Annotated in this window: 20 protein-coding genes; 10 read left to right on the top strand and 10 right to left on the bottom strand. The window is 61.7% G+C overall.

The window, feature by feature from the left end:
- Positions 1-79: 79 nt before the first annotated feature.
- On the bottom strand, positions 80-433 hold the full coding sequence (locus FPL22_RS10650; protein WP_144230338.1) for a flagellar motor protein MotB: 354 nt from the start codon (positions 431-433) through the stop codon (positions 80-82).
- A gap of 290 nt (positions 434-723) precedes the next feature.
- Here FPL22_RS10650 and FPL22_RS10645 point away from each other — a divergent pair, with 290 nt between their 5' ends.
- Positions 724-2,046, top strand: coding sequence for an MATE family efflux transporter (locus tag FPL22_RS10645; protein ID WP_144230337.1), 1,323 nt, complete (start codon positions 724-726; stop codon positions 2,044-2,046).
- Positions 2,047-2,117: 71 nt separating this feature from the next.
- On the opposite strand, the gene FPL22_RS10640 is transcribed toward FPL22_RS10645, so the two are convergent.
- Together FPL22_RS10640 and FPL22_RS10635 are read right to left on the bottom strand one after the other, a co-directional pair.
- Complete coding sequence (locus tag FPL22_RS10640; RefSeq protein WP_238991390.1) at positions 2,118-2,393, bottom strand: DUF167 domain-containing protein; 276 nt, start codon at positions 2,391-2,393, stop codon at positions 2,118-2,120.
- Between the two features lie 14 nt (positions 2,394-2,407).
- The gene (locus tag FPL22_RS10635) at positions 2,408-3,919 is read right to left on the bottom strand and encodes a PLP-dependent transferase (protein ID WP_144230336.1); all 1,512 of its coding nucleotides are present in this window, start codon (positions 3,917-3,919) and stop codon (positions 2,408-2,410) included.
- A gap of 85 nt (positions 3,920-4,004) precedes the next feature.
- On the opposite strand from FPL22_RS10635, the gene FPL22_RS10630 reads away from it, so the two are divergent.
- The 4 genes from FPL22_RS10630 to FPL22_RS10615 are packed head-to-tail and all read left to right on the top strand — an operon-like array spanning position 4,005 to position 8,760.
- Entirely contained in the window at positions 4,005-4,763 is a 759-nt protein-coding gene (locus FPL22_RS10630) for an exodeoxyribonuclease III (RefSeq protein ID WP_144230335.1), read from the top strand.
- Positions 4,760-5,332, top strand: coding sequence for an SET domain-containing protein (locus tag FPL22_RS10625; RefSeq protein WP_144230334.1), 573 nt, complete (start codon positions 4,760-4,762; stop codon positions 5,330-5,332). Before FPL22_RS10630 ends, FPL22_RS10625 begins: the two co-directional genes overlap by 4 nt.
- Positions 5,333-5,342: 10 nt before the next feature.
- Positions 5,343-5,843 carry a CinA family protein gene (locus FPL22_RS10620; RefSeq protein WP_144230333.1) on the top strand — a complete coding sequence of 167 codons (501 nt, stop codon included), beginning with the start codon at positions 5,343-5,345 and terminating at the stop codon, positions 5,841-5,843.
- A gap of 10 nt (positions 5,844-5,853) precedes the next feature.
- Positions 5,854-8,760 (top strand): 1-acyl-sn-glycerol-3-phosphate acyltransferase, encoded by a 2,907-nt coding sequence (locus FPL22_RS10615; protein WP_162525271.1) that lies wholly within the window; start codon positions 5,854-5,856, stop codon positions 8,758-8,760.
- 49 nt (positions 8,761-8,809) lie between these two features.
- Here the strand turns inward: FPL22_RS10615 and FPL22_RS10610 are convergent, their stop codons facing one another.
- The 3 genes from FPL22_RS10610 to FPL22_RS10600 form a co-directional block, all read right to left on the bottom strand.
- On the bottom strand, positions 8,810-9,238 hold the full coding sequence (locus FPL22_RS10610; RefSeq protein ID WP_144230331.1) for a VOC family protein: 429 nt from the start codon (positions 9,236-9,238) through the stop codon (positions 8,810-8,812).
- Positions 9,239-9,244: 6 nt separating this feature from the next.
- Positions 9,245-9,928: a lipid-binding SYLF domain-containing protein gene (locus tag FPL22_RS10605; RefSeq protein WP_144230330.1), complete on the bottom strand. Its 684-nt coding sequence runs from the start codon at positions 9,926-9,928 to the stop codon at positions 9,245-9,247.
- An 84-nt stretch (positions 9,929-10,012) separates the two neighbouring features.
- Entirely contained in the window at positions 10,013-10,384 is a 372-nt protein-coding gene (locus tag FPL22_RS10600) for a metallopeptidase family protein (protein ID WP_144230329.1), read from the bottom strand.
- An 84-nt stretch (positions 10,385-10,468) separates the two neighbouring features.
- On the opposite strand from FPL22_RS10600, the gene FPL22_RS10595 reads away from it, so the two are divergent.
- The 4 genes from FPL22_RS10595 to FPL22_RS10580 all read left to right on the top strand — a co-directional run bounded on the left by FPL22_RS10595 (position 10,469) and on the right by FPL22_RS10580 (position 14,024).
- On the top strand, positions 10,469-10,870 hold the full coding sequence (locus FPL22_RS10595) for a Spy/CpxP family protein refolding chaperone (protein WP_144230328.1): 402 nt from the start codon (positions 10,469-10,471) through the stop codon (positions 10,868-10,870).
- A gap of 118 nt (positions 10,871-10,988) precedes the next feature.
- Positions 10,989-12,230 carry a BaiN/RdsA family NAD(P)/FAD-dependent oxidoreductase gene (locus FPL22_RS10590; RefSeq protein WP_144230327.1) on the top strand — a complete coding sequence of 414 codons (1,242 nt, stop codon included), beginning with the start codon at positions 10,989-10,991 and terminating at the stop codon, positions 12,228-12,230.
- Positions 12,231-12,242: 12 nt separating this feature from the next.
- On the top strand, positions 12,243-13,187 hold the full coding sequence (locus FPL22_RS10585) for an AEC family transporter (RefSeq protein WP_144230326.1): 945 nt from the start codon (positions 12,243-12,245) through the stop codon (positions 13,185-13,187).
- Between the two features lie 84 nt (positions 13,188-13,271).
- Positions 13,272-14,024 carry a TerC family protein gene (locus tag FPL22_RS10580; RefSeq protein ID WP_144230325.1) on the top strand — a complete coding sequence of 251 codons (753 nt, stop codon included), beginning with the start codon at positions 13,272-13,274 and terminating at the stop codon, positions 14,022-14,024.
- A gap of 57 nt (positions 14,025-14,081) precedes the next feature.
- Here the strand turns inward: FPL22_RS10580 and glgA are convergent, their stop codons facing one another.
- The 4 genes from glgA to FPL22_RS10560 all read right to left on the bottom strand — a co-directional run bounded on the left by glgA (position 14,082) and on the right by FPL22_RS10560 (position 18,442).
- Positions 14,082-15,563, bottom strand: coding sequence for a glycogen synthase GlgA (glgA, locus tag FPL22_RS10575; RefSeq protein ID WP_238991389.1), 1,482 nt, complete (start codon positions 15,561-15,563; stop codon positions 14,082-14,084).
- Between the two features lie 125 nt (positions 15,564-15,688).
- Positions 15,689-16,072, bottom strand: a complete 384-nt coding sequence (gene hpf, locus FPL22_RS10570; RefSeq protein ID WP_144230323.1) for a ribosome hibernation-promoting factor, HPF/YfiA family — start codon at positions 16,070-16,072, stop codon at positions 15,689-15,691.
- Between the two features lie 87 nt (positions 16,073-16,159).
- Positions 16,160-17,515, bottom strand: coding sequence for a hypothetical protein (locus FPL22_RS10565; RefSeq protein ID WP_144230322.1), 1,356 nt, complete (start codon positions 17,513-17,515; stop codon positions 16,160-16,162).
- 108 nt (positions 17,516-17,623) lie between these two features.
- Entirely contained in the window at positions 17,624-18,442 is an 819-nt protein-coding gene (locus tag FPL22_RS10560) for a helix-turn-helix domain-containing protein (RefSeq protein WP_144230321.1), read from the bottom strand.
- A gap of 71 nt (positions 18,443-18,513) precedes the next feature.
- Here FPL22_RS10560 and FPL22_RS10555 point away from each other — a divergent pair, with 71 nt between their 5' ends.
- Positions 18,514-20,190, top strand: coding sequence for an acyltransferase (locus FPL22_RS10555; RefSeq protein ID WP_144230320.1), 1,677 nt, complete (start codon positions 18,514-18,516; stop codon positions 20,188-20,190).
- The last annotated feature ends 34 nt before the right edge of the window (positions 20,191-20,224 follow it).

Here is a 20,224-nt window from a genome sequence, read left to right as displayed (position 1 = left end):
CAAAGCAAATCCGATGGCTACAGTTTTATTTGAAGCGCTACAGATGCGTGATGAGAAGCTACCCACCGGCGTTCGCCGCTTACTTCTTTTTATCGCCAATCGGACGACCGTATTGGTCCACGAGAATCTCGTAGGGCACCTGAATGGTGCGGCCGTCGCTGGTGGTTTCGGTGCGCCACACGCGCACGACGCGCGGCTCGTTGGTGAACACGCCTTTCGCGGCACTGGAAGCGCCCTCGACCACACCGACGCCGGCGCCGACGACATTGCCGCCGACCGAGCCGACCACCGCGCCCACGCCCTGGCCGATGGCTGGACCGGGCTGACGCGGATTGGTGGCGGACTTGCCGTCCGTGGTGGAGCAACCCGACATGAAGCCGGTCATTCCAACGAGACTGCCAATGATCAAAGCGGAGCGCAGGGAAGTGTGCATAAGTTGATAAACGATGGGACTGACGCTGCGTAGCCAGAGTTCCCGTCGCAACCCGATTGTCGTAACGAGCCCTCTGACTGAAAGAAGGCCCCCCGCTTTGATCTGAGATCAGCCGATCCTATCGGGACGCTTCAGATCGTGATTTTATCACTAAATAAACAATTTATTAGTAACGAGAAATGCATATTTGTAACTTAATAAGTTACAAGTTGGCTTGGCCAAAAACGGCTCAAGGAAAGGTGGCGTCATTGGGTCTTTGACTTGGGTGGGCAGGAATAGGATTTATCCGCATGTCCGTGTATTTCCGAGAAGCCCGAGCCACTCTGCGCCTCGCACTGCCCATCATCGTGGGACAGGTGAGCCAGATGCTCATGGGCGTGACCGACAGCGTGATGATCGGCCGCCTCGGAGCCGTGCCATTGGCTGCGTCGGCTTTTGCGAGCGGCGTGTTTTCGGTATTTTTTGTGGTCGGCTTGGGGTTGTTGCTGCCGGTCGCGGTGCTGGTTTCGCGCGAGCACGGGGCGAGCGACGATCAGGCGGGCGCACGCTGGCTTCAGCACGGCGTGGCGTTGGGCGTGATCGCGGGACTCGTGGAATTCGCGCTGATGCTCGGGCTGATGGGGTGGTTTCACCGGCTCGGCCAGCCGCCCGAAGTGCTCGCGGCGGTCAACCCGTTCTACGTGCTGATCACCGCGTCGATCCTGCCGACTTTGGTGTTTCAGGTGTTCCGGCAATTTGCGGAGGCGTTGGGGCGTCCGTGGGTGCCGATGTTTATCATGCTCGGCGGCGTGGCGCTCAACGTCGTGCTGAACTGGGTGCTGATTTATGGCCACTGGGGGGCTCCCGCGCTGGGATTGGCGGGCGCGGGTTGGGCCACGCTGGCATCGCGAGTGATCGTGGTCGTCGCGATCATCTTGTGGCTGCGCCGGGCGACGGGCTTCCGTAGTGCGTGGCCGGATACCTGGTGGCGCGGACTGCAGGCGCGCCGGTTTCGCGAAATGCTGGTGATCGGAGTGCCGGCGGCGGTGATGCTGTTTTTCGAGGTCGGTGCGTTTATGATGGCGGCGCTGATGATGGGCTGGATCGGAGCGGAGGCATTGGCGGCGCATCAGATCGCGCTCAGTTGCGCCGCGTTCATGTTCATGTTCCCGCTGGGGATTTCGATGGCGGTGGGTATGCGGGTGGGCAAAGCGGTGGGCGAGGGGCGGCATGAGTTGCTGCGACCGATCGCCACCGGCGGGCTGGTCACGGCCATCGCGATCATGAGCGTTTCTGCCATCGGCTTTGCGGTGTTCGGACCGTGGTTGGCGGGAGGGTTTGTGAACGATCCCGGAGTGGTTGCCCTGGCGGCAAAACTTCTCGTGGTGGCGGCGATTTTCCAGCTCTTCGACGGCGCGCAAGTAATCGGCTCGGGGGCGTTGCGCGGACTGGCCGATGTGCGCGTGCCGGCGACGATTTCGTTCATCGCTTACTGGCTCCTGGCGATTCCCGGCGGGTATCTGCTAGGGTTGCACACGAGCTTGGGCGCGGTGGGCATCTGGGTTGGCCTAGCGGTGGGCCTAGCCATCGCCGCTGTGCTTTTAGCCGCCCGTTTCTTACGCCTGACGAAGTAGTTTCGGATTTTTGTAACTTAATAAGTTACAAAATGGCGGAGGGCTGAAGGCGAGGATTGTAACCTATTAAGTTACAAAGGGTCGAGGCGTTGGCGGACTTCGGGGAAGGTGAAGCCTTGGATATGAAGGAGTTTTTGGCGGGATTTATCGCCTTGGAAAACCGTCACGGCCCGGCGGGGGAGGGCGAGGGTGTCGGCGATGAATGCGCACAGCTCGTCATTGGCGCGGCCTTCGAGTGCCGGCGCGTGGACGCGGACTTTCAGCGTGTCGCCGAGCCAGCCGGCGAGTTCGTTGCGCGGGGCGTTGGGGAGGGCTTTGATCGCGAGCTTGCAGGACGCGGTCGTCATCGCAGGGCGCGCGATCAGTCGGCCAGTGCTTCGGCCAGCGTGGCGATGATGTCCTCGGCGGGTTCGGAACCGATGGAGAGGCGCAGCAGCTCCGGGTGCAGCCCCGAGGCGGCGAGTGTGGCGCGGCCGTCCTCGCTGGTGACGAGGTCGTAGTGGGCGAGGTAGATGAACGGGCAGATCAGCGTGTTCTTCATGCCGAAGCTCGGGCCTTTGGGCAGACGCAGGCGGTCGTAAAACTTCGCGACGGGCATATCGACGACGAACGAGATCATGCTGCCGATGGCGTCGGGAGAGCGGGCGATCTTGAGGTAGTTTTCGCGCGAGTCGGGATGGAGCGACCAGTAGAGTTCTTTGATGCGCGGGTGGGTGCGCAGGAACTCGACGACGGCGGGCGTGGTGCGGTTGATCTGCGCCATGAGGGCGGGCGCGTCGCCGATTTGCGAGGCGAGGCGGGCGATGTCGCGCGAGTAAACCGGTTCCAACGCGTGCGGCAGGCGGGTGCGGAACTCGGCTGCGAACGATCCCTGCGGGTTGACGACCACGGCACCGAGAATCACGTCGCCTTCGCCGGCGGTGTATTTGGTGAGGGAGTTGGCCACGAGGTCGGCGTGCGGGAGCACGTCGATGTTGAGTGGCGAGGCGACGGTCGGATCGATGATCAGGAGCACGCCGTATTCGCGGCACAGGGCGGCGATGGCGGCGAGGTCCGGCGTCTGGATCAGAGGATTCGTCGGAACCTCGGTAATGAGGCCGGCGATGCGGGAACCCTGCTCGATGAAGAGCTGTTTGAGCGCGGCCAGATCGAAGACGTTGGACTGGTAAAGGTAGTCCTCGGCGGGCGTGTCGGTGAACTTTTGAAGGATCGCGATGGTGTCGAGATACAGCCAGCCCAGCTGGAGCCAACGGGTGCGACCGAGCGGGCGTTGCAGATCGGCGGCCACGCGGAAGGACGCGGCCAAGGCGTTCATGCCACTCGTGGCGAGGAACACGTCTGAGGCGGAGGCGTGCTGGTAGAAGCGGGCGACGTGGCCTTTCACGTTGGCGGGGGCGTAGCCGTCGAAGCCTTTTTCGACCTGGGCCTGATCGGCGGTGAGCTCGCCGACGCGCAGCAGGTAATCCTCGGCTTCGCGGGAGGAGAGGAACATGCCGCTGTGCTGAAGAAAGGTCTTGGCGCGCGAGGAGAGCGTGGCGTCTTCCGGGAAGGTAACGCCGGTCAGTGCGGCCGTGGTCGGCAGAAGCGCGGCGGGTTCGCCGAGGTGGATACGAAGCTGCTCGGCGGCGCGGATGGACGAGGTGAGCCAGATGGCGTTGCCCGCGAGCCCGAGGGTGCGCAGGAGGTGGGCGCCGGCTTTTTTGGCGAACGGGTGCACGACGAAGCGAGGATAGCCGGAGGTCATGTGTTGGGTGACCTCGGGATCTTTTTCCTCATAGCCGATGACATCACGCATCGTGGGCAGGCTGGCGGAGACGCCGTGCAGACTGGCGGGAATACGTTGGCCGAGCGGGATGTGGGTGAACACGGACATGGAACGGCGAAAATGGCGCAATCTCTCGCCCGCTGGCAACCTCAGGGTTGAAACCTCGCCGCGGACCGTGGAGCGTTTGCGCTTCATGAAACTCGTCTCTTGGAACGTGAACGGCCTTCGCGCCGTCCTGCAAAAAGGCTTTCTCGACCACCTCGGCGTCAACGGCCCCGATGTCATCTGTCTGCAGGAGACCAAGTGCCACCCCGGCGATGTGCAGCATGTCGAGTGGCCGAAGGGCTACACGGCGTTCTGGAACGCCGCCGTGAAGAAGGGCTACAGCGGCACCGCGATTTTTACGCGCCATGCGCCGCTCAATGTTTTCTACGGCATCGGCATCGAGGAACACGACCAGGAGGGGCGCGTGATCACGGCGGAGTTCGCCGATTACTATCTCGTCAACGTCTACGTGCCCAACGCGCAGGCTGAGCTTGCGCGCCTGCCGTATCGGCTCCGCTGGGACCGCGATTTTCTCGCCTACCTGCGCAAGCTGGAGAAGGCCAAGCCTGTGATCGTCTGCGGTGACTTGAACGTCGCACACGAACCGATCGATCTCGCGCGTCCCAAGGAAAACGTGGGCAATCCCGGCTTCAGCGACGAGGAGCGCGACAGCTTCCGCGCGTTTCTCTCGGCCGGCTTCGTGGACACGTTCCGCCACTTTGAAAAAGGCCCGGGCCACTACTCGTGGTGGACTTATCGCGCCGGCGCGCGTCCGCGCAACATCGGTTGGCGTATCGATTATTTCCTTACATCTTCCGTTTTGACCCCGCGGCTCAAGCGCGCCTGGATCTCCCCTGAGATCATGGGCAGCGATCACTGTCCGGTGGGCTTGGAACTGAACGCATGAGCACTGTTAAAAAGAAGACCGTTAAAAAAACCGCCGTCGCGAAACCGTCCGCGCGCCGGCGCGCCCAGACCACGTCGCCGTGGGCACGCGTGCGCCGCTCAAAAATTCATGGCCTCGGGGTCATCGCATCCAAAGACATTCCATCAGGCACGCGGGTGATTGAATATGAAGGCGAGCGCATCACCAAAGCCGAATCCGAGCGTCGTGATGAAGCCCGCGCCGCTCGTGCGGCCAAGGGCGGCGATGGCTGTGTTTATATTTTCGAGATCAACAAGCGTTACGACCTCGACGGACACATGAAGTGGAACACCGCGCGGTTGCTCAACCACTCGTGCGTGCCCAATTGCGAGAGTGCTAATTTCCGCGGACACATCTGGCTAGTCGCGCGTCGCGACATCGTGAAGGGGGAGGAGCTCACGTTTGACTACGGGTTCGATGTGGAAAACTGGAGCGATCATCCGTGTCTTTGCGGCTCTGAAAAATGCGTCGGTTACATTGTCGCTAAGAGCCACCGCTGGCGTTTGCGGAAGCGCTTGGCCAAAGCTCGCCGCGCGAAGAAGACGGCGTAAGCTGGCCGTCATGTCCGTCTCCGCCGCGCAAGAACTGAAAGCCCTCTGCCTGCGCGAGCCAGCGCTCACGCTCGCCGTGGCGGAGAGCCTGACTGGCGGACGCGTGCAGGCCGCGATAACCGCTGTGTCGGGCGCATCGGGTTATTTTCTGGGCGGCGTCACGGCTTACACGCTCGACCAAAAAGTGCGCCAGCTGGGGGTGAAGCGCGCCGCGGCCGCCCGCGTGAATTGTGTTTCCGCCGAAGTCGCCGCGCAGATGGCGCGAGGCGTGGCGGTTCTCTTCGGCGCCGATCTGGCCATCGCGACCACGGGCTATGCCGAACCGGCGCGGGAGCAGGGCGTGGATGATCCTTTTGCCTATTGGGCGATCGCGCACCGTGTGACTGCGCGCCGTTGGAAAATTCTCACTGGGCGCGTCGTGTGTCCGGGCATGAAACGCACCGAGGCGCAAGCGGCCGTGACCGATGCGGTGCTCGCCGAACTCGTCGCGCACCTGCGTGGCACAAACTGATTTTATAACCATGGCTTTGTCTGAATTCTCCGGTTCCTTTGCGCGGCGGTTGGTGCGGTCACTCGTTAAGTTTTATTATCCGCGCATCGAGGTGTCCGGCGCGGATCGCATTCCGCAGGACGGTCCCGTGCTGCTGGCGGCCAACCACCCCAATTCGCTGATCGATCCCGTGATGCTGGGTATCGCCGCGCGGCGTCCGGTGCGGTTGATGGCCAAGGCACCACTCTTCGACATTCCGATTTTTGGGAAAGTTCTCCACGCGCTCGGCATGGTGCCCGCGTATCGCGGCACCGATGACCGCCTGCAGGTCGCGCGCAATCTCGAGTCACTCGCCGCCGCCGCGAAGCAGATGGCCGCGGGTCATGTCATGGGAATTTTTCCCGAAGGAAAAAGCCACGATGCCAACCAACTCGCGCTCGTGCGTTCGGGCGCTGCGCGGCTCGCGTTGCAAGCGCTCGCCGCGGGGGCGCAGGGATTAAAAATCGTGCCTGTCGGTTTGCACTACGAGCAAAAGGAACGGTTTCGCAGCGCCGTGTGGATCAAGGTCGGCGAGCCCGTGGATGCGGCCGAGTGGCTCGCGCAGCACAACGGCGACGAACACCTCGCGATGCGCACGCTTACGACCGAGCTTAACACCCGGTTGAAATCCGTCGTGCTCCATCTCGACGAAGCGGAGTGGCAGCCGTTGCTGGAAGACCTCGAGGCGTTGCTACCGGCCGCGGGTTACAAGCGCCGCGATGCGCTCAACGGCCTGCGTCGCCAGCAGGCCGCCGTGGATGCGATTAATTATTTTTACCGCACGGATCGTCCGCGGGCCGAGGCGGCGGCCGCCCGCGTGCGCGCGCATGGACAGGCGTTGCGGGCGGCGGGTGTGCCGGCTGACGACATGGAGCTTTCGTTGCAGGCGCGCATGCTCGTCGGCTCGTTTTCACTGACGATGCTCAAGCTCGTCACGGGTGCGCTGGTTGGATTCTTCGGACTGGTCACGCATCTCGCGCCCTACCTCTTCGTGCGTTTTGTGAGCGTGTGGGTTCCGGCTCCGGGGCAGATGACGCTGGCGCTCAACCGCCTGCTTCTGGGCCTGCCCGTTTATGGTGCGTGGTATGGCCTCATGGCGTGGTGGCTGAGCGGTTATTTTGTGCCTTGGGTCGTGGTGACCTGGCTCGTGCTCATGCCGGTGAGTGCGTTGGTGGCGCTGGATAATGCGCGCCGCTGGAAAACGCTTTTTCCGCGTTTGCGCGCCGAGACACGTTTGTTGCTGAAGCCGAAATTGCGTGCGGAGTTGCTGGCTTCGCAAAGCGTGGTGGTGAGGGAACTCGGCGGGCTGGCCAAGGAGTTTCACTCGGCGATGCCTGCACCCGCGACCATCGTGATGGCGACGAACCGTTATCGTCCGCCGTTGTGGCTCAACGTGACGGTGGCCGCGATCAGCCTCGCGGTAATGGTGTGGTTTTCGGCGTGGTTGCTGCGTGATCGTCCGACGGAGTTTTTGCGGGCGGATGCGCCGAACATTGCCGCGTTGCCCGTCACGCAACTGACCGAGCAGATGGCGTCCGATGAACGTTCACTCGTGGCGGTGATCGACGGGCTCGATGAACTTGAAAAAACGTTCCTCGCCTTCGAAGGCGATCTGAAGGCGGGCCGCCGCAGTTACTACAAACAGGCCGACGACGAAGAGATCCGCCGGCTGCTGCTCAAGTTTCTCAACTACCGCACGGTGCTGTTGCGCACGGTGTGGAAGTATCAGCGCAACGAAGACGTCAAACCGGAGGCGGTGCGCCTGCGGGCGTTGTTGCTGCACTACACGGCGGCGGCAGTGGCCTACGATTATTCGGCGCGTTTCGTTCAGGCATTCAAAGACCAGGACGAAGCGATCCGTAAACTCAACGAAGCGGAGCCACGCTGGGATTTGCCGGCGGGCACGTATGATTTGATCCGCGCCAATCTCGGCAACGTCGAGCATCGCCGCTGGCTCGAGTCTGGCTGGAAAAACTATCAGCGCACGTTGCCAGAATGGCAGGCAGCCGGCCTCACGGCGGGCGAACCGTATGAGAAATTCCATGCGTCGATCCTGCTCGCGGCGGAAAACACCGCTAAGCTGTCGGACGAGTTGTTCTCTTATAAAGTCGGCACCGCGCTGGCCGATGTGACTGGCACGGTGAAGGGCAGTTACTACCGCGCAAGCTCGGCCGTCTCGACGCTCATCGGCGACACGAAGATCCGTCAGCCGCGCCACGGGAAATCATTGATCACGCCGGAATTGATGGAGCGTCTGAGACCGCTGTTGCAGCCAGGAGATATCCTCATCGAGCGACGCAACTGGTATCTCTCCAATGCGTTTCTGCCCGGCTACTGGCCGCACTCGGCGCTCTATGTCGGCACGCCCGAGCAGATCAAGGCGGCGGGCATCGATCAGGACATGCGCATTCAGCGGCATCTCGAAAAATTCACCCAGCGCGATGCGAGCGGACATGGCTACGCGATCATTGAGGCGATCAGCGAAGGCGTGGTGTTCACCACGATCGAGCATTCGATCGGTGAGGCGGATTCGGTGGCGGTGCTGCGGCCCAATCTCACGCCGTTGCAGAAAAAAGAAGTGATCGCGCGCGCGTTTGACCACGTGGGCAAACCCTACGATTTCGACTTTGATTTCTTCAGTGCGGACAAACTGGTGTGCACCGAGGTCGTTTATCGTGCGCTTAACGGCATGATCGATTTCCCACTGGTGGACATCCTGGGTCGCAAGACTCTGCCGGCGGTGGAAATCATCAAGTTCTGGGCCTCGGGTGAAGGCGGTCCGATGCTGACGTTTGTGGCCTACCTCGATGGTGATGAACGCACGGGCAAGTGCGAGTGGGCGGGACCGGCGGAACTCGCGTGGTCGGCCGGACGCCCTGCGCTGACCTGGCTGCAATAAAAAAGCCGGCGATCCTTTGACGGATTCGCCGGCGTGAGGCCTGACGGATTCAGGTGAGCTCGTTTTGAAACAGCTCCCATATCTCGCCGTTGGGGCCTTCGAAGAACGACAGGCGCACCGGCACGGGGCCGGTGCCGTTGGTCGTCTGGATGGTGACGTCCTTCGGCTCGACGGTGATCTTGCAGCCTGCGGCGCGCACGCGTTCGGTGACGGCGTTCACATCGGTGGCGCGGATCGCGAGGTGGAACAGAATGCCGCCCGGAGCGGGTGTTTCCACGTGGTTCTCGAAGATTTCCAGATACGCGCCGCCACCCGTGTCGAACATGCCGGCGCGGTTACCGTCGGGATAGGCCCAGGTGATCTTTTCGGCGAAGCCGAGGACGCCTTTGTAGAAGGCGAGCGAGGCGTCCCAGTTTTTCGTTTTCAGCGCGACGTGGTGGATGCCACCACCGCCGAGCACGGGATTATGATACGCCATGACGGATTACGGCGAAAGCTGCGTGACGTAGTCGATCAACGGATGCACCTCGGTGGGAACCGGCGTGACGAAGTTGCCGTAAAGAAGTTCTGGCAGGTCGTAATCAACGCCATAGTAGGCGCGGTTTACCGAATCGCTGCGGGTGATGTAGCCGGTCTTCACGGTGGCGCCGGCGAAAAGGCCTTTCTGGTTGCTGTAAACGAGAACGGGAACGCTGAGCAACTGGCGGTTGGTTTTTTCCGAGTCGGCGACGCGGGGGCCGGCGACGGCGGCGGCATCCACACCGATGTTGAAACGACCTTCGAACAACTGGCGCGGCGTTTCCGCGTTCATGATGACGTAGACGTTTTCTATACGCGAACCGCCGAGCTGCAGGCCGAGGCTGGCTTCACCGGCGCGAATCACCACGGGGATGCTCCAGCTGCCATTGGATTTTTTGACGAGGATGGTGCCGTAGCCTTCCTGCATGCCGAGGATGAGGCCGCCGCGAATCTGGGTCGTGATAACGATGGCCTTGGCGCTTTGCAGCACATCGGCGGGAATGGCGAGGGCGGGATCCGCCTGAAATTCGCGAAGGATCGCCTCGCAGGTTTCGAGGCGGGTGATGAAGCGCTCACGGTCCCTTTTGGAATCCGCATGGAGCGACACGACGGTCGCGAGCACGATGAACAGGGAAAGGATTTTTTTCATGAAACAGGAATGAGGCGAAAGATATGCGACAGATGTCACTTCAAGGAAAGCGCGGAGTGAAGGCGGTTCCCGTGAACAGGCCGATCAGTCCAATTCGCGGGCGGCCAGCTCATCCTCGTCCCAGCCAAAATAGTGTCCGAGCTCGTGCAGATAGGTGATGCGCACCTCGTCGCGGAAGATCGTTTCGTCGCCCTCGGCAAAGTCCCAGAGGTTTTCGAGGAAGAGAATGATTTGCGCGGGCATGGGCTGGTCTTCGCGCAATTCGTCTCCGTAGGCGGAGCCGGTGAAAAGCCCGAGAATATCGTCCTCAAATCCCTCCGCGATCAGCTCGGCATCGGGCAGCGCTTCGTAGTGGACAGGCACCGCTCCGGCGAGGTCGCGCAGTTCGGCGGGGAGCTTTTTTTGCGTGGCCTCGATCACGGCTGAAGCGAGGGCGGTGAGCCGGTCAAGTGTCATGGAAAATGAAATCAGTGTAACTGCCGCGAGAGGGAGACGTCTTGGTGAGTGTTACCTTTGGTAACTCAAAAAATCCAAACTGTCATGAAAAGCACCCGCAAATATATCCTCGCCGTCTGCGCCCTCGCAATCGGCTTCGCCGCTCCCACCATTCGCGCTGAAGACGGTCCTCCTCCGAAGAAGGAACACGGCGAGCGTGGCGACAAGATGAAGGAAGCCCTCGGCCTCACTGACGCCCAGGACGAGCAGATCAAAAAGATCCACGCCGAAGAGCGCGAGCAGCTGAAGGCGCTCAAGGATAAGGAAGGCGACCAGAAGGAAAAGCGCGCCGAGATGCGCAAAATCCGCGAGGCCACCAAGACCAAGGTCGATGCCGTCCTCACCCCCGCCCAGCGCGAGAAGGCCGAGAAAATGCGCAAGGAAATGAAAGAGCGCATGGACGAGAAGAAGGGCGAAAAAGGCCCCAAGGGTGCGCCGGACGCCTGATAGGCAAAAGCGTGCCGGTTAATCCACCGGCCTATTTTTACCCGACCGCCGCCACCTTCACGGGTGCGGCGGTTTTTTCGTTTTCGACAACCGGCGCCGTGCGCGCACGCTGCGCGGCATGTCAACGACAGCACCTCGCGTGATTGTGATCGGCGGCGGCGCCGCGGGATTTTTTGCGGCCATCGCCTGCGCCGAAGCGAATCCGTCTGCCCGCGTGGTGCTCTACGAGGCCACGGCGCATCCGCTCGCGAAGGTGCGGATCTCCGGCGGCGGACGCTGCAACGTCACGCATGCCTGTCCCGAGCCTCGTGAGCTGGTGAAACGTTATCCGCGCGGCAGTCGCGAGCTGCAGGGACCGTTCACCCGGTTTGGTCCGCGCGACACGATCGCGTGGTTTGCCGCGCGGGGTGTGGAACTGAAAACCGAAAGCGACGGCCGCATGTTTCCCATCACGGATGATTCGGGGACGATCGTGGATTGCCTGCGCCGCACGGCGGATCAGGCGGGGGTGAAAGTTTACATGCCGATCGGCGTGCGACGCATCGAGCGGGTGAATCCTGTGTTTACGGTCGAGTTCACGGATAACTCGGTGGGGGAATTTGACCGCGTGCTCATCGCCACGGGCGGCACCAAGGGATCGGCGGGGCAGACGATTGCCGCGCAACTCGGGCACACCATCGAGCCGCCCGTGCCGTCGCTGTTCACGTTTCACATCGACGACGCGCGCATCCGCGGGCTCGAAGGACTTTCCGTGCCGCTCGCCGGCACGTCGGTGCCCGGCACGAAGCTCAAGGATTCCGGCGGGTTGCTCATCACGCACTGGGGCATGAGCGGGCCGGCCATTTTGAAACTGTCGGCTTGGGGCGCGCGCGAACTCGCGGAACGCGGTTACAAGTTCACGGTCGTCGTTTCGTGGGCCGAAGGTCGCGCGGTCCCGCAGGCATTGGAGACGCTCACGGCGGCGCGACTCGTTAATCTCAAAAAGCAGATCGCCACCTGGAATCCCTTCGCGATCCCGGCGCGCTTGTGGGAAAGGTTGATCGTCGCCGCCGGCATCACGCCCGAGACCGTGTGGACATCGGTATCGAATACTTTGTTACAAGCGCTGGCGCGCCAGGTCGCGGCGGCGGAGTTCATCGTCGAAGGCAAGAGCCTCAACAAGGACGAGTTTGTGACGTGTGGCGGCGTGCGGTTGAGGGAGATCGATTTCAAGACGATGGAAAGCCGCGAGTGTCCGGGGCTGCATTTCGCCGGCGAGGTGCTGGATATCGATGGCATCACGGGCGGCTTTAACTTTCAGGCTGCGTGGACGACGGGCTGGATTGCGGGTCGTGCGATGGCCGAAATCGAAGAAAGCTGATTCGTTTCCGCCATGCCTTCCTACTGGCAGCTTCTGCTGTTGATCCTTCCGGTGTTCGCTCTGATCGGGGTGGGGGCGATCATGCGTCGCGTGCGGTGGCTCACCTCCGAGGCTGACGCGAGCCTGCTCAAGCTGGTCGTCAATTTTCTCTACCCGTGCCTGATTTTTGAGAATGTGCTAGGCAACGCCGCGCTTCGCCAACCGGGCAATCTGTTGCTCGCGCCGCTCATTGGTTTCGCGACCATCGCGATGGGAATTTATCTTTCCTACTACGCGGCTCGGGCGATCGGACTAAAGCAGGGCGAGGGGTTGCGGACTTTCGCGTTTTCGACGGGCATCTATAATTACGGCTACATCGCATTGCCGCTGATGGTGGCGTTGTTCGGCCCTGAAAGCGTGGGCGTGTTGCTCGTGCACAATGTCGGTTGTGAAGCGGCTATCTGGACGGTGGGCATTCTGATGCTGGCCGGACTTTCGCTGCGGGAAGGCTGGCGCAAGCTCGTCAACGCACCGGTCTTCGCGCTGTTCGCGGCGGTGCTGGGCAATACGATGGACCTAGGCCGGTTCATCCCCGATGTGGCGTTTAACGTGATTCACATGAGTGCGGCTTGCGCGATTCCGCTGGGGTTGATGCTGATCGGGGCGACGCTGATGGAATATTTCCAACGTCCGCGCGAAATGTTCGATGCGAGGGTGACGCTGGCTTCCAGTGTGTTGCGCCTCGGAGTGCTGCCGGTGCTGTTCCTGATGCTGGCGAAATGGTTGCCGGTTTCCGATGACCTGAAGCGGGTGATCATCGTGCAGGCGGCGATGCCGGCGGGGATTTTGCCGCTGGTAATCGCGAAGCATTATGGCGGACATTCGCTGACGGCGGTGCGGGTCGTGATCGGCACGACGGTGCTGGGGGTTTTCCTGATTCCGCTTTGGCTGCGACTGGGCCTGGCGTGGGTGATGTGAGCAGCGGGAGGGAAACGCCCGGAGCTTTTGTAAACGGGAGCGAGTTGACGACATGGCGCGGGACCGGCTTGCTCTGCCGCCAATATGGAATGGCTACTTGACCCGCAGATCTGGATTTCCCTCCTCACGCTTACGGCGCTGGAGATCGTGCTCGGCATCGACAATGTGATCTTCATTTCGATCCTGGCCGGCAAACTGCCGAAGGATCAGCAGCCCAAGGCCCGCAAGCTCGGCCTGTCGCTCGCGCTGATCACGCGCGTGATGCTCCTCTTCAGCATCACGTGGCTGATGAAGCTCACCACCGATTTGTTCACGCTCCCGGTTTTGAACGAAGGCATTTCCGGCAAAGATCTCATCCTGCTCGTGGGCGGCTTGTTCCTGATCGGCAAGAGCGTCGTTGAAATCCACGAGAAACTCGAAGGCGAGGAAGGCCATGCGAATCCCACCAAGGGCAAGACGAAGTTCGCCAGCGTGATCGTGCAGATCCTGATCCTTGATATCGTGTTCTCCCTCGACTCGGTCATCACGGCGGTCGGCATGGCCAACAACATCTGGGTCATGGTGACGGCGGTGGTCATCGCCCTCGGCGTGATGCTGGCGTTTGCCGGAGCGATCAGCGACTTCGTCAACCGTCACCCGACGCTCAAGATGCTGGCGCTGTCCTTCCTGATCCTGATCGGCGTGACGCTCGTCGGCGAATCGCTCGGCCAGCACATCCCGAAGGGTTACATCTACTTCTCCATGGCCTTCGCCTTCGGCGTGGAAATGTTGAACTTGAAGCTTCGCACGAAGAGCACGGCCGACAAACCGGTCGAGCTGCGTTCGTCGATCAAGTAAGCGAAGGATTGAACGGACCGGTAAGAAAGGACGGCCCTCGCGGTCCGTCCTTTTTGTTTAAACCAGCTTCTCGCCCGTGCGCTGCTCGGCGGCCCAGCGGTAAACCTCGACATAGTGCGCGGCGCTGGTCTTCCAGCTGAAGTCCTTCGCCATGCCGTTGAGGCGAAGACGCGTGAACTCTGCGGGGCGGTCGTAGTAGGTCGCGCAAGCCCAGCCCACAGTGTTGTAGAGCGCGGGGGCGGTCGCGTCGGTGAAGAGGAATCCGGTGCCTTTGCCGCTGCCTTCGGTGTATTGTTCGATGGTGTCGATGAGACCGCCGGTGGCGCGGGCGAGGGGCACGGTGCCGTAGCGCATCGCATACATCTGGGTGAGTCCGCACGGCTCGCTGCGACTGGGCATCACAAAACAATCGGAACCGCCTTGGATGAGGTGGGAGAGTTCGTTGTCGTAGCCGATGTTGACACCGACACGGCCGGGGAACTGGCCGGCCGCCCAGCGGAAGGTGTGTTCAAGGCCGGGATCGCCCGAGCCGAGGATGGCGAACTGCACGTGCATGCGGCCCATGATGTGGGGCAGGGCTTCGGCGAGAAGATCGAGGCCCTTTTGCTGGACGAAGCGTGCGACGACGCCGAAGACCGCGACGTGCGGATCTTGGGCGAGGCCGAGGCGGGCTTGCAGAGCGCGTTTGTCGGCGGCTTTGCCGGCAAGGGTGGTGGCGCTGTAGTGGGTGGGCAGATACTTGTCGGTCGCGGGATTCCAGGCGGCGGTATCGATGCCGTTGAGGATGCCGACGAGATCGCCGGCGCGGAAGCGAAGCACGTCGTCCAAGCCCCAGCCGCCGGCGGGCGTTTTGATTTCCTCGGCGTAGGTGGGGCTCACGGTGGTGAGCTTGGTCGAGTGGTAGAGACCGGCCTTGAGCATGTTGACTGCACCGGTCGATTCGACGCTGTCGGCGCGGAACTCGGAGGCGGGCAGGCGGGCAAAGTCCAGCACGCGACGGTCGGCGTAGCCCTGATGCTCGAGGTTATGGATCGTGAACACCGAGGCGATGCGGCCGAGCGGCGTGTTCTTGAGCGTGGTGTTGAGGTAGACGGGGAGGAGGCCGGTCGTCCAATCGTGGCCATGGACGACGTCGGGAATCCAGTCGAGCTGCTGGCAGAGGGAGAGCGCTCCGCGGCAAAGAAAGGCGAAGCGCAGGTCGTTGTCCGTGTGCGAGCCTCCCGGGCCGGCGTAAACTTCGGGGCGCGCAAAGTAGCCGTCGTGTTCCAGTAAATACACGGGGACCGCGGTGCCCGGCAGCGTGGCTTCCCACGTGCGTGCCCATTGGGCCTCGGAGCCGACGTCGACGCCGAGCGGTTCGGCGCGGGCGGTGCGCGGGCCGTGGGACTTCACGGAGCCGTAGGCGGGACACACGATGCGCACATCATGGCCGAGGGCGGCGAGTTCCTTGGGAAGCGCGCCGGTCATATCGGCGAGACCTCCAACTTTTACAAACGGCTCAACTTCGGGGGTGACGAACAGAATTCGTAAGGGTCGCACACGAAGCAGGAAACCAATCGGCGTAGCGTTGCCGAGTGAATTGTTGGCGTGGATTTAAATGTGCGCAAAAAAACCCGGTTCGCAGGGCGAGCCGGGTTTTTAAAACGAAAATCGTCTGCGCTTGCTTAGACTGTTTTCGGAAGCGGTGCGCCGATGTCCACGCCGTGCGGGTGGTGGCGCTTTTCCTTGAGCTCGCTGTGACGCTTGCGGAGGAGGCCGTCGAGTTTGTCGGTCAGCAGATCGACGGACTTGTAGGCGTCTTCGCTGTCGGCGGAGGCGACGATATCTGGACCGCTGATTTCGATGCGTCCGTGGGCGATGAAATGGTCTTTGGACGTCTTGGTTTTATCGAGTTCGACGTCGAAGCGAATGCGGTCGATACGCGGTTCGTGGCGCAGGAGCTTGGCCGCCTTCTCGTTGTAATTCGCCTTCATGGCGTCGCTCAGTTCGAGGTGAATACCGCGAAGGATGACCTTCGCGCCGATAACTTCAGGAGTGATATGGGGCATACGTTAGTAATAGAGCACAACGGCACGGATTTGTTGCCTCTTAAATGACGATGACAAATCCGTGCGCGGGTTGGATTAGGAGCGCTGTTAACGCATTTCCTTCGCCGATTCGGGCGATTCGACGGCAAGGGCGCGCAGGCGCTCGATAATCTGTGCCTCGAGCTTGGGGGGGGCGCCTGCTTTGAGGGCTTCGCGATAGAGTGCGGCGGCGGCAACGGGTTGAGCGGCCTTTTCCATGCGCTGGGCATTGGTCCAGGCTTTGATGGCGACGGCGGGGTTGGCGCCGACGAGCGGTTCACGGGCGGAGCAGGAGCCGCCATTCGGGACGAGATCGTTGGTTACGGTGGCCAGTCGCTGGGCGCGCGGCCAGTCCTCGGCTTTGACGGCTTCTTCCACGAGGCGGTTCAAATAAGAAATGGCCGTTTCGTTGGCCGCGGGCGGGGTGGATAACTTCACGCCGGTGAGGGCAGGCAGCGCACGAATGATAAAATCATTCTTCAATTTTGCGATGGCATCGAGGTAGGCGTGGGCCGTGGAATTCGAATTGCGCAGGAGATCGCGGGCACTGGCGAGGCGGTCGGCCTTAAGTTCGCTGACGGCGCGATTGAGGGCGTCGAGATCGCCAAGCAACGCGTAGAATTCGTTGGAGCGACGGCCGGAGGAGGTTTCCTGCAAGGCGGCGATGCGGTCGCGGATGACGGTGAGGTTATCGAGCGTGGCGTCGGCGAGAAGGTTGGTCGACGGACTCACCGGCGACTCGATCGACGACATGAGCTTGAGGATGTCGGAGCGGCTGACGGGGCGGTAGCGAAAGCTGTTGGAGTTCAGGTTGCGCAGGCTGTTGCGGGCGCCATCAACGTCGCCGCTTTCGCGCTGGGCGAGATAGTCCTGCCAGCCGTTGACGAAGCTGAGGGTGTTATCGATGCGAGTGTAGGTGCGTTGAAGGCGGTTGTTGTAGCCGCCGTTGTTACGGGCTTCCTGGAGCGCGTAGAGTTCGTCGAGGATACCGTCGAGTTCGGAGGGCTTGGTCGCGGCAAGGGCGATCTTGCCAACGCGGGTGGAGAGCGCTTCGACCTTTTCGGTGAAGGCGGCTTCGCGTGCCTTGGCCTCCGTCTGAAGCGCAGTGACGAGATCATCCCAAAGCTTGCGGATCTCGGGAGTGCGGGCTGAGCGCGCATACTGGCGGGCCTGGCTGAGGGCATTGTTGAAATCGTTATTATCGATGTAGCCGTCGAGACTGCTGAGCTGGTTCTGGGCGCTGTCCCACTCACGCAGGACATTGCCGGAATAACTCGCATCCGCCAGGCCTGAAGAGCTGAGAGTGGGGGCGGCCTTGAAGCTTTTGATCGCTTCGTCCAAGGCTTGGGCGGGCAAACGAGCGGGCGAGGCAAGGGCAAGCGCGGCCAGCAGCCACGCGCAATGGGGAAGGAGGCGGGTATTCATGGTGTCGGGGTGACCACGATCATCACGCAGATTTCTTAGGAAGAAACGACCTCCGAGTTGTCAGAAAAAAGTCAGATAATCAGGGGCTTAAAACCGATGTTGCAGGCATCAAACCGTTGGCACGCGTGGCCCGTGTCGCTGCCGGTAAACGCGCGGGCTGAACCCCGTGTGGCGCGACACGAGTTTGGAAAAATGCGCCACGTCGGGCAGTCCGCACCGCACCGCGACATCCGCCACCGGAAGGGTTGTCGTGGTCAGCAACTCCAACGCGAGACGAAGCCTCAGGCGTCCCAAGTATTGCACCGGCGGCACCCCGTGGCGTCTCGTGAACATCCGGTGCAGTGACGCGCGGTGCAGGCCCAGTTTTTCCGCGAGCCCGGCGACGTTGAGCCGTGCATCGGTGAAATGTGCGTCGATCCACGCGCGCGAAACTTCCGCAATATCACGCCCGCCGGATGCACTCGTGCCCCGGGGTGGATCACCCGCGCGAAGCAGGATCTCGTAACCCAAGGCCGAGGCCCGCAGCTCTCCCTCGGGCGTCGGATCGCGTAGCGTTTCGTAGAGCCGCTCGAACAATCCGGATGGGCATGGTCCCGCGGCCTGCGCACGCACCAACCCGTAATCGCGCGTGATGCGTGGGTATCGGATTCCGTCAAAGGTGAGCCAGCGATAATCCCAACCTTCCGGGCCGGCCACCAAGTCGTGTGGTTCGCCCGCCACGTAGTAAAAAATCATATCGCCCTGCACCGGCACAAACGATCGGCCGACCTTGAAACTACCAGAGCCCGAGACCGACCAGAATACTTGCAGGAACTCACCCGGCTCGCGGGGGTTCCGCTCATTTGGCGCCAGTTGATAATGTCCGGCGGAGCGCACATTCAGCGGCAGCGCACGACCGGGGCGCAGGTTGAGGCGATAGCACAGCATGCGACAAAACTACAAATTGAGCGTCATTTATCCATCTTGGAGTGATTCCTGGAGTGGCAAATATACAAGTCATGGAAAACCCCGCTTGGAACAAAGCCTACAGCCAGCAACGTTTCGACCACGTGCCGTGGATGTTCGCGCATGAAGCGACCGCCCAGGAAAAGGCCGGACAGCTGCGGCATCAGCGAGAGCTTCGCAAGGCGGCGGCAGTGGAGGTTGGCGCGGATTGTTATCTCGCTCCATCCGCATCGATCAACGGGCACGCCGGGGCTTTTTTCAAAATGGGGACCAAGGGCTTTGTTGCGGCCCATGCCTACATCACCGACCACGTGCATCTCGGGGATAACTGCAGCATCAACCCGTTCGCCACGGTGCGCGGCAAGGTCACGGGAGGCGACGGCATCCGCATCGGCGCCTACGCGTGTCTCATGGGGTTCAATCACGGCTTCGCCGACACGACGCGACCGATCTACCAACAGCCGCATAACAGCAAAGGCATTGTGCTCGGTGACGACATCTGGATCGGCGCGCATGTCTCGGTTCTTGATGGCGTGAAAGTCGGCAACCACACGATCCTCGCGGCCGGCGCGGTCGTCACTAAGGACGTGCCCGACTACGCCATCGTGGGCGGAAATCCCGCGCGCGTCATTCGCATGCGTAAACGCGCCAACTCTCCCGGCTCGCTCGAAGAGAAACTGGAACGTTTCGGGCAAAAAGTCGGCGATGAGTTGGATGCCGTGCTCAAGGGATACCAACTCAAGTCCAAGTCCGGTGCCGGCGTGACCTATATCGACCAAGCGGGCGGAAAAAAACGCGTGCGACCCTGGTGTGACGCGACCGAAGTGGCGGCGATGTTTGGCCGGATTGCGCCCGGCTACACCAAGGCCGGGTGGATCACGCGCCTGCGTGAGTTTCAGGACCACGTGACGGGCGTCGTGCCCGAACACACCCCGGCAGATGCCGCGCTCAACGAAGCTCCGCCCGCCAATCCTGACGATACGCGTTTCTACAACACGATGGCGGTGAGTTATGCGTTGGAATCCCTCGGCTCCAACCTCGCGCATCCGGTGGCCTCCGCGGCCAACATCACCGCGCCGCGCTTGCGCAAAAAACTGGAGTCGTTGCCATGGAAAGACCGCGCCTGGCACGCGGGCGACTGGGTGGATTGTTATGCGTCGAGCGTGCTGTCCGACGCGCGCCATTTTGACGGACACCTGCCGTTGAAGGCGTTGTTTGCTTGGATCGATAAGAAGTGCGATCCGATGACGGGCATGTGGGGCCCGTGGTCGAAAGAATCGCGCTGGCAGCATCCCGTGAACGGTTTTTACCGACTCACCCGCGGCACCTACGCGCAGTATGGGCTACTGCTTCCGTATCCTGAGAAGGCGATCGATACGATTCTCCTCCACGTGAAGGACCACGCTTTTTTCAACGGCAAGACCGACGACGCCTGTCACGTGCTCGACGTGGTGCATCCGCTGTGGCTTTGCCGCAAACAGACCGCTCATCGACGCGACGAGATCGAAGCGTGGGTTTTGAAACGTCTTCCTCAAGTGATGGCGCACTGGCAGCATAATCGAGGTTTCGATTTCGTGGTCGCCCGTCACAAGACCTCACTGCAAGGCACGGAGATGTGGTTGAGCATCGTTTACCTGATGGCCGACCTGCTCGGCAAAGCCGACGCGCTTGGCTATCGCCCGCGCGGTGTGCATCGCACGGAAGTTCCCGGTCGTGGCTTGGTCATTTGACGCAAAAAAGCCCGCGCTTGATTTTGAAGCCCGG

It is taken from the genome of Rariglobus hedericola (assembly GCF_007559335.1).
GTDB lineage: Bacteria > Verrucomicrobiota > Verrucomicrobiia > Opitutales > Opitutaceae > Rariglobus > Rariglobus hedericola.
The sequence above is the reverse complement of the archived record's forward strand: the minus strand, read 5'-3'. Positions and strand labels throughout refer to the sequence as shown.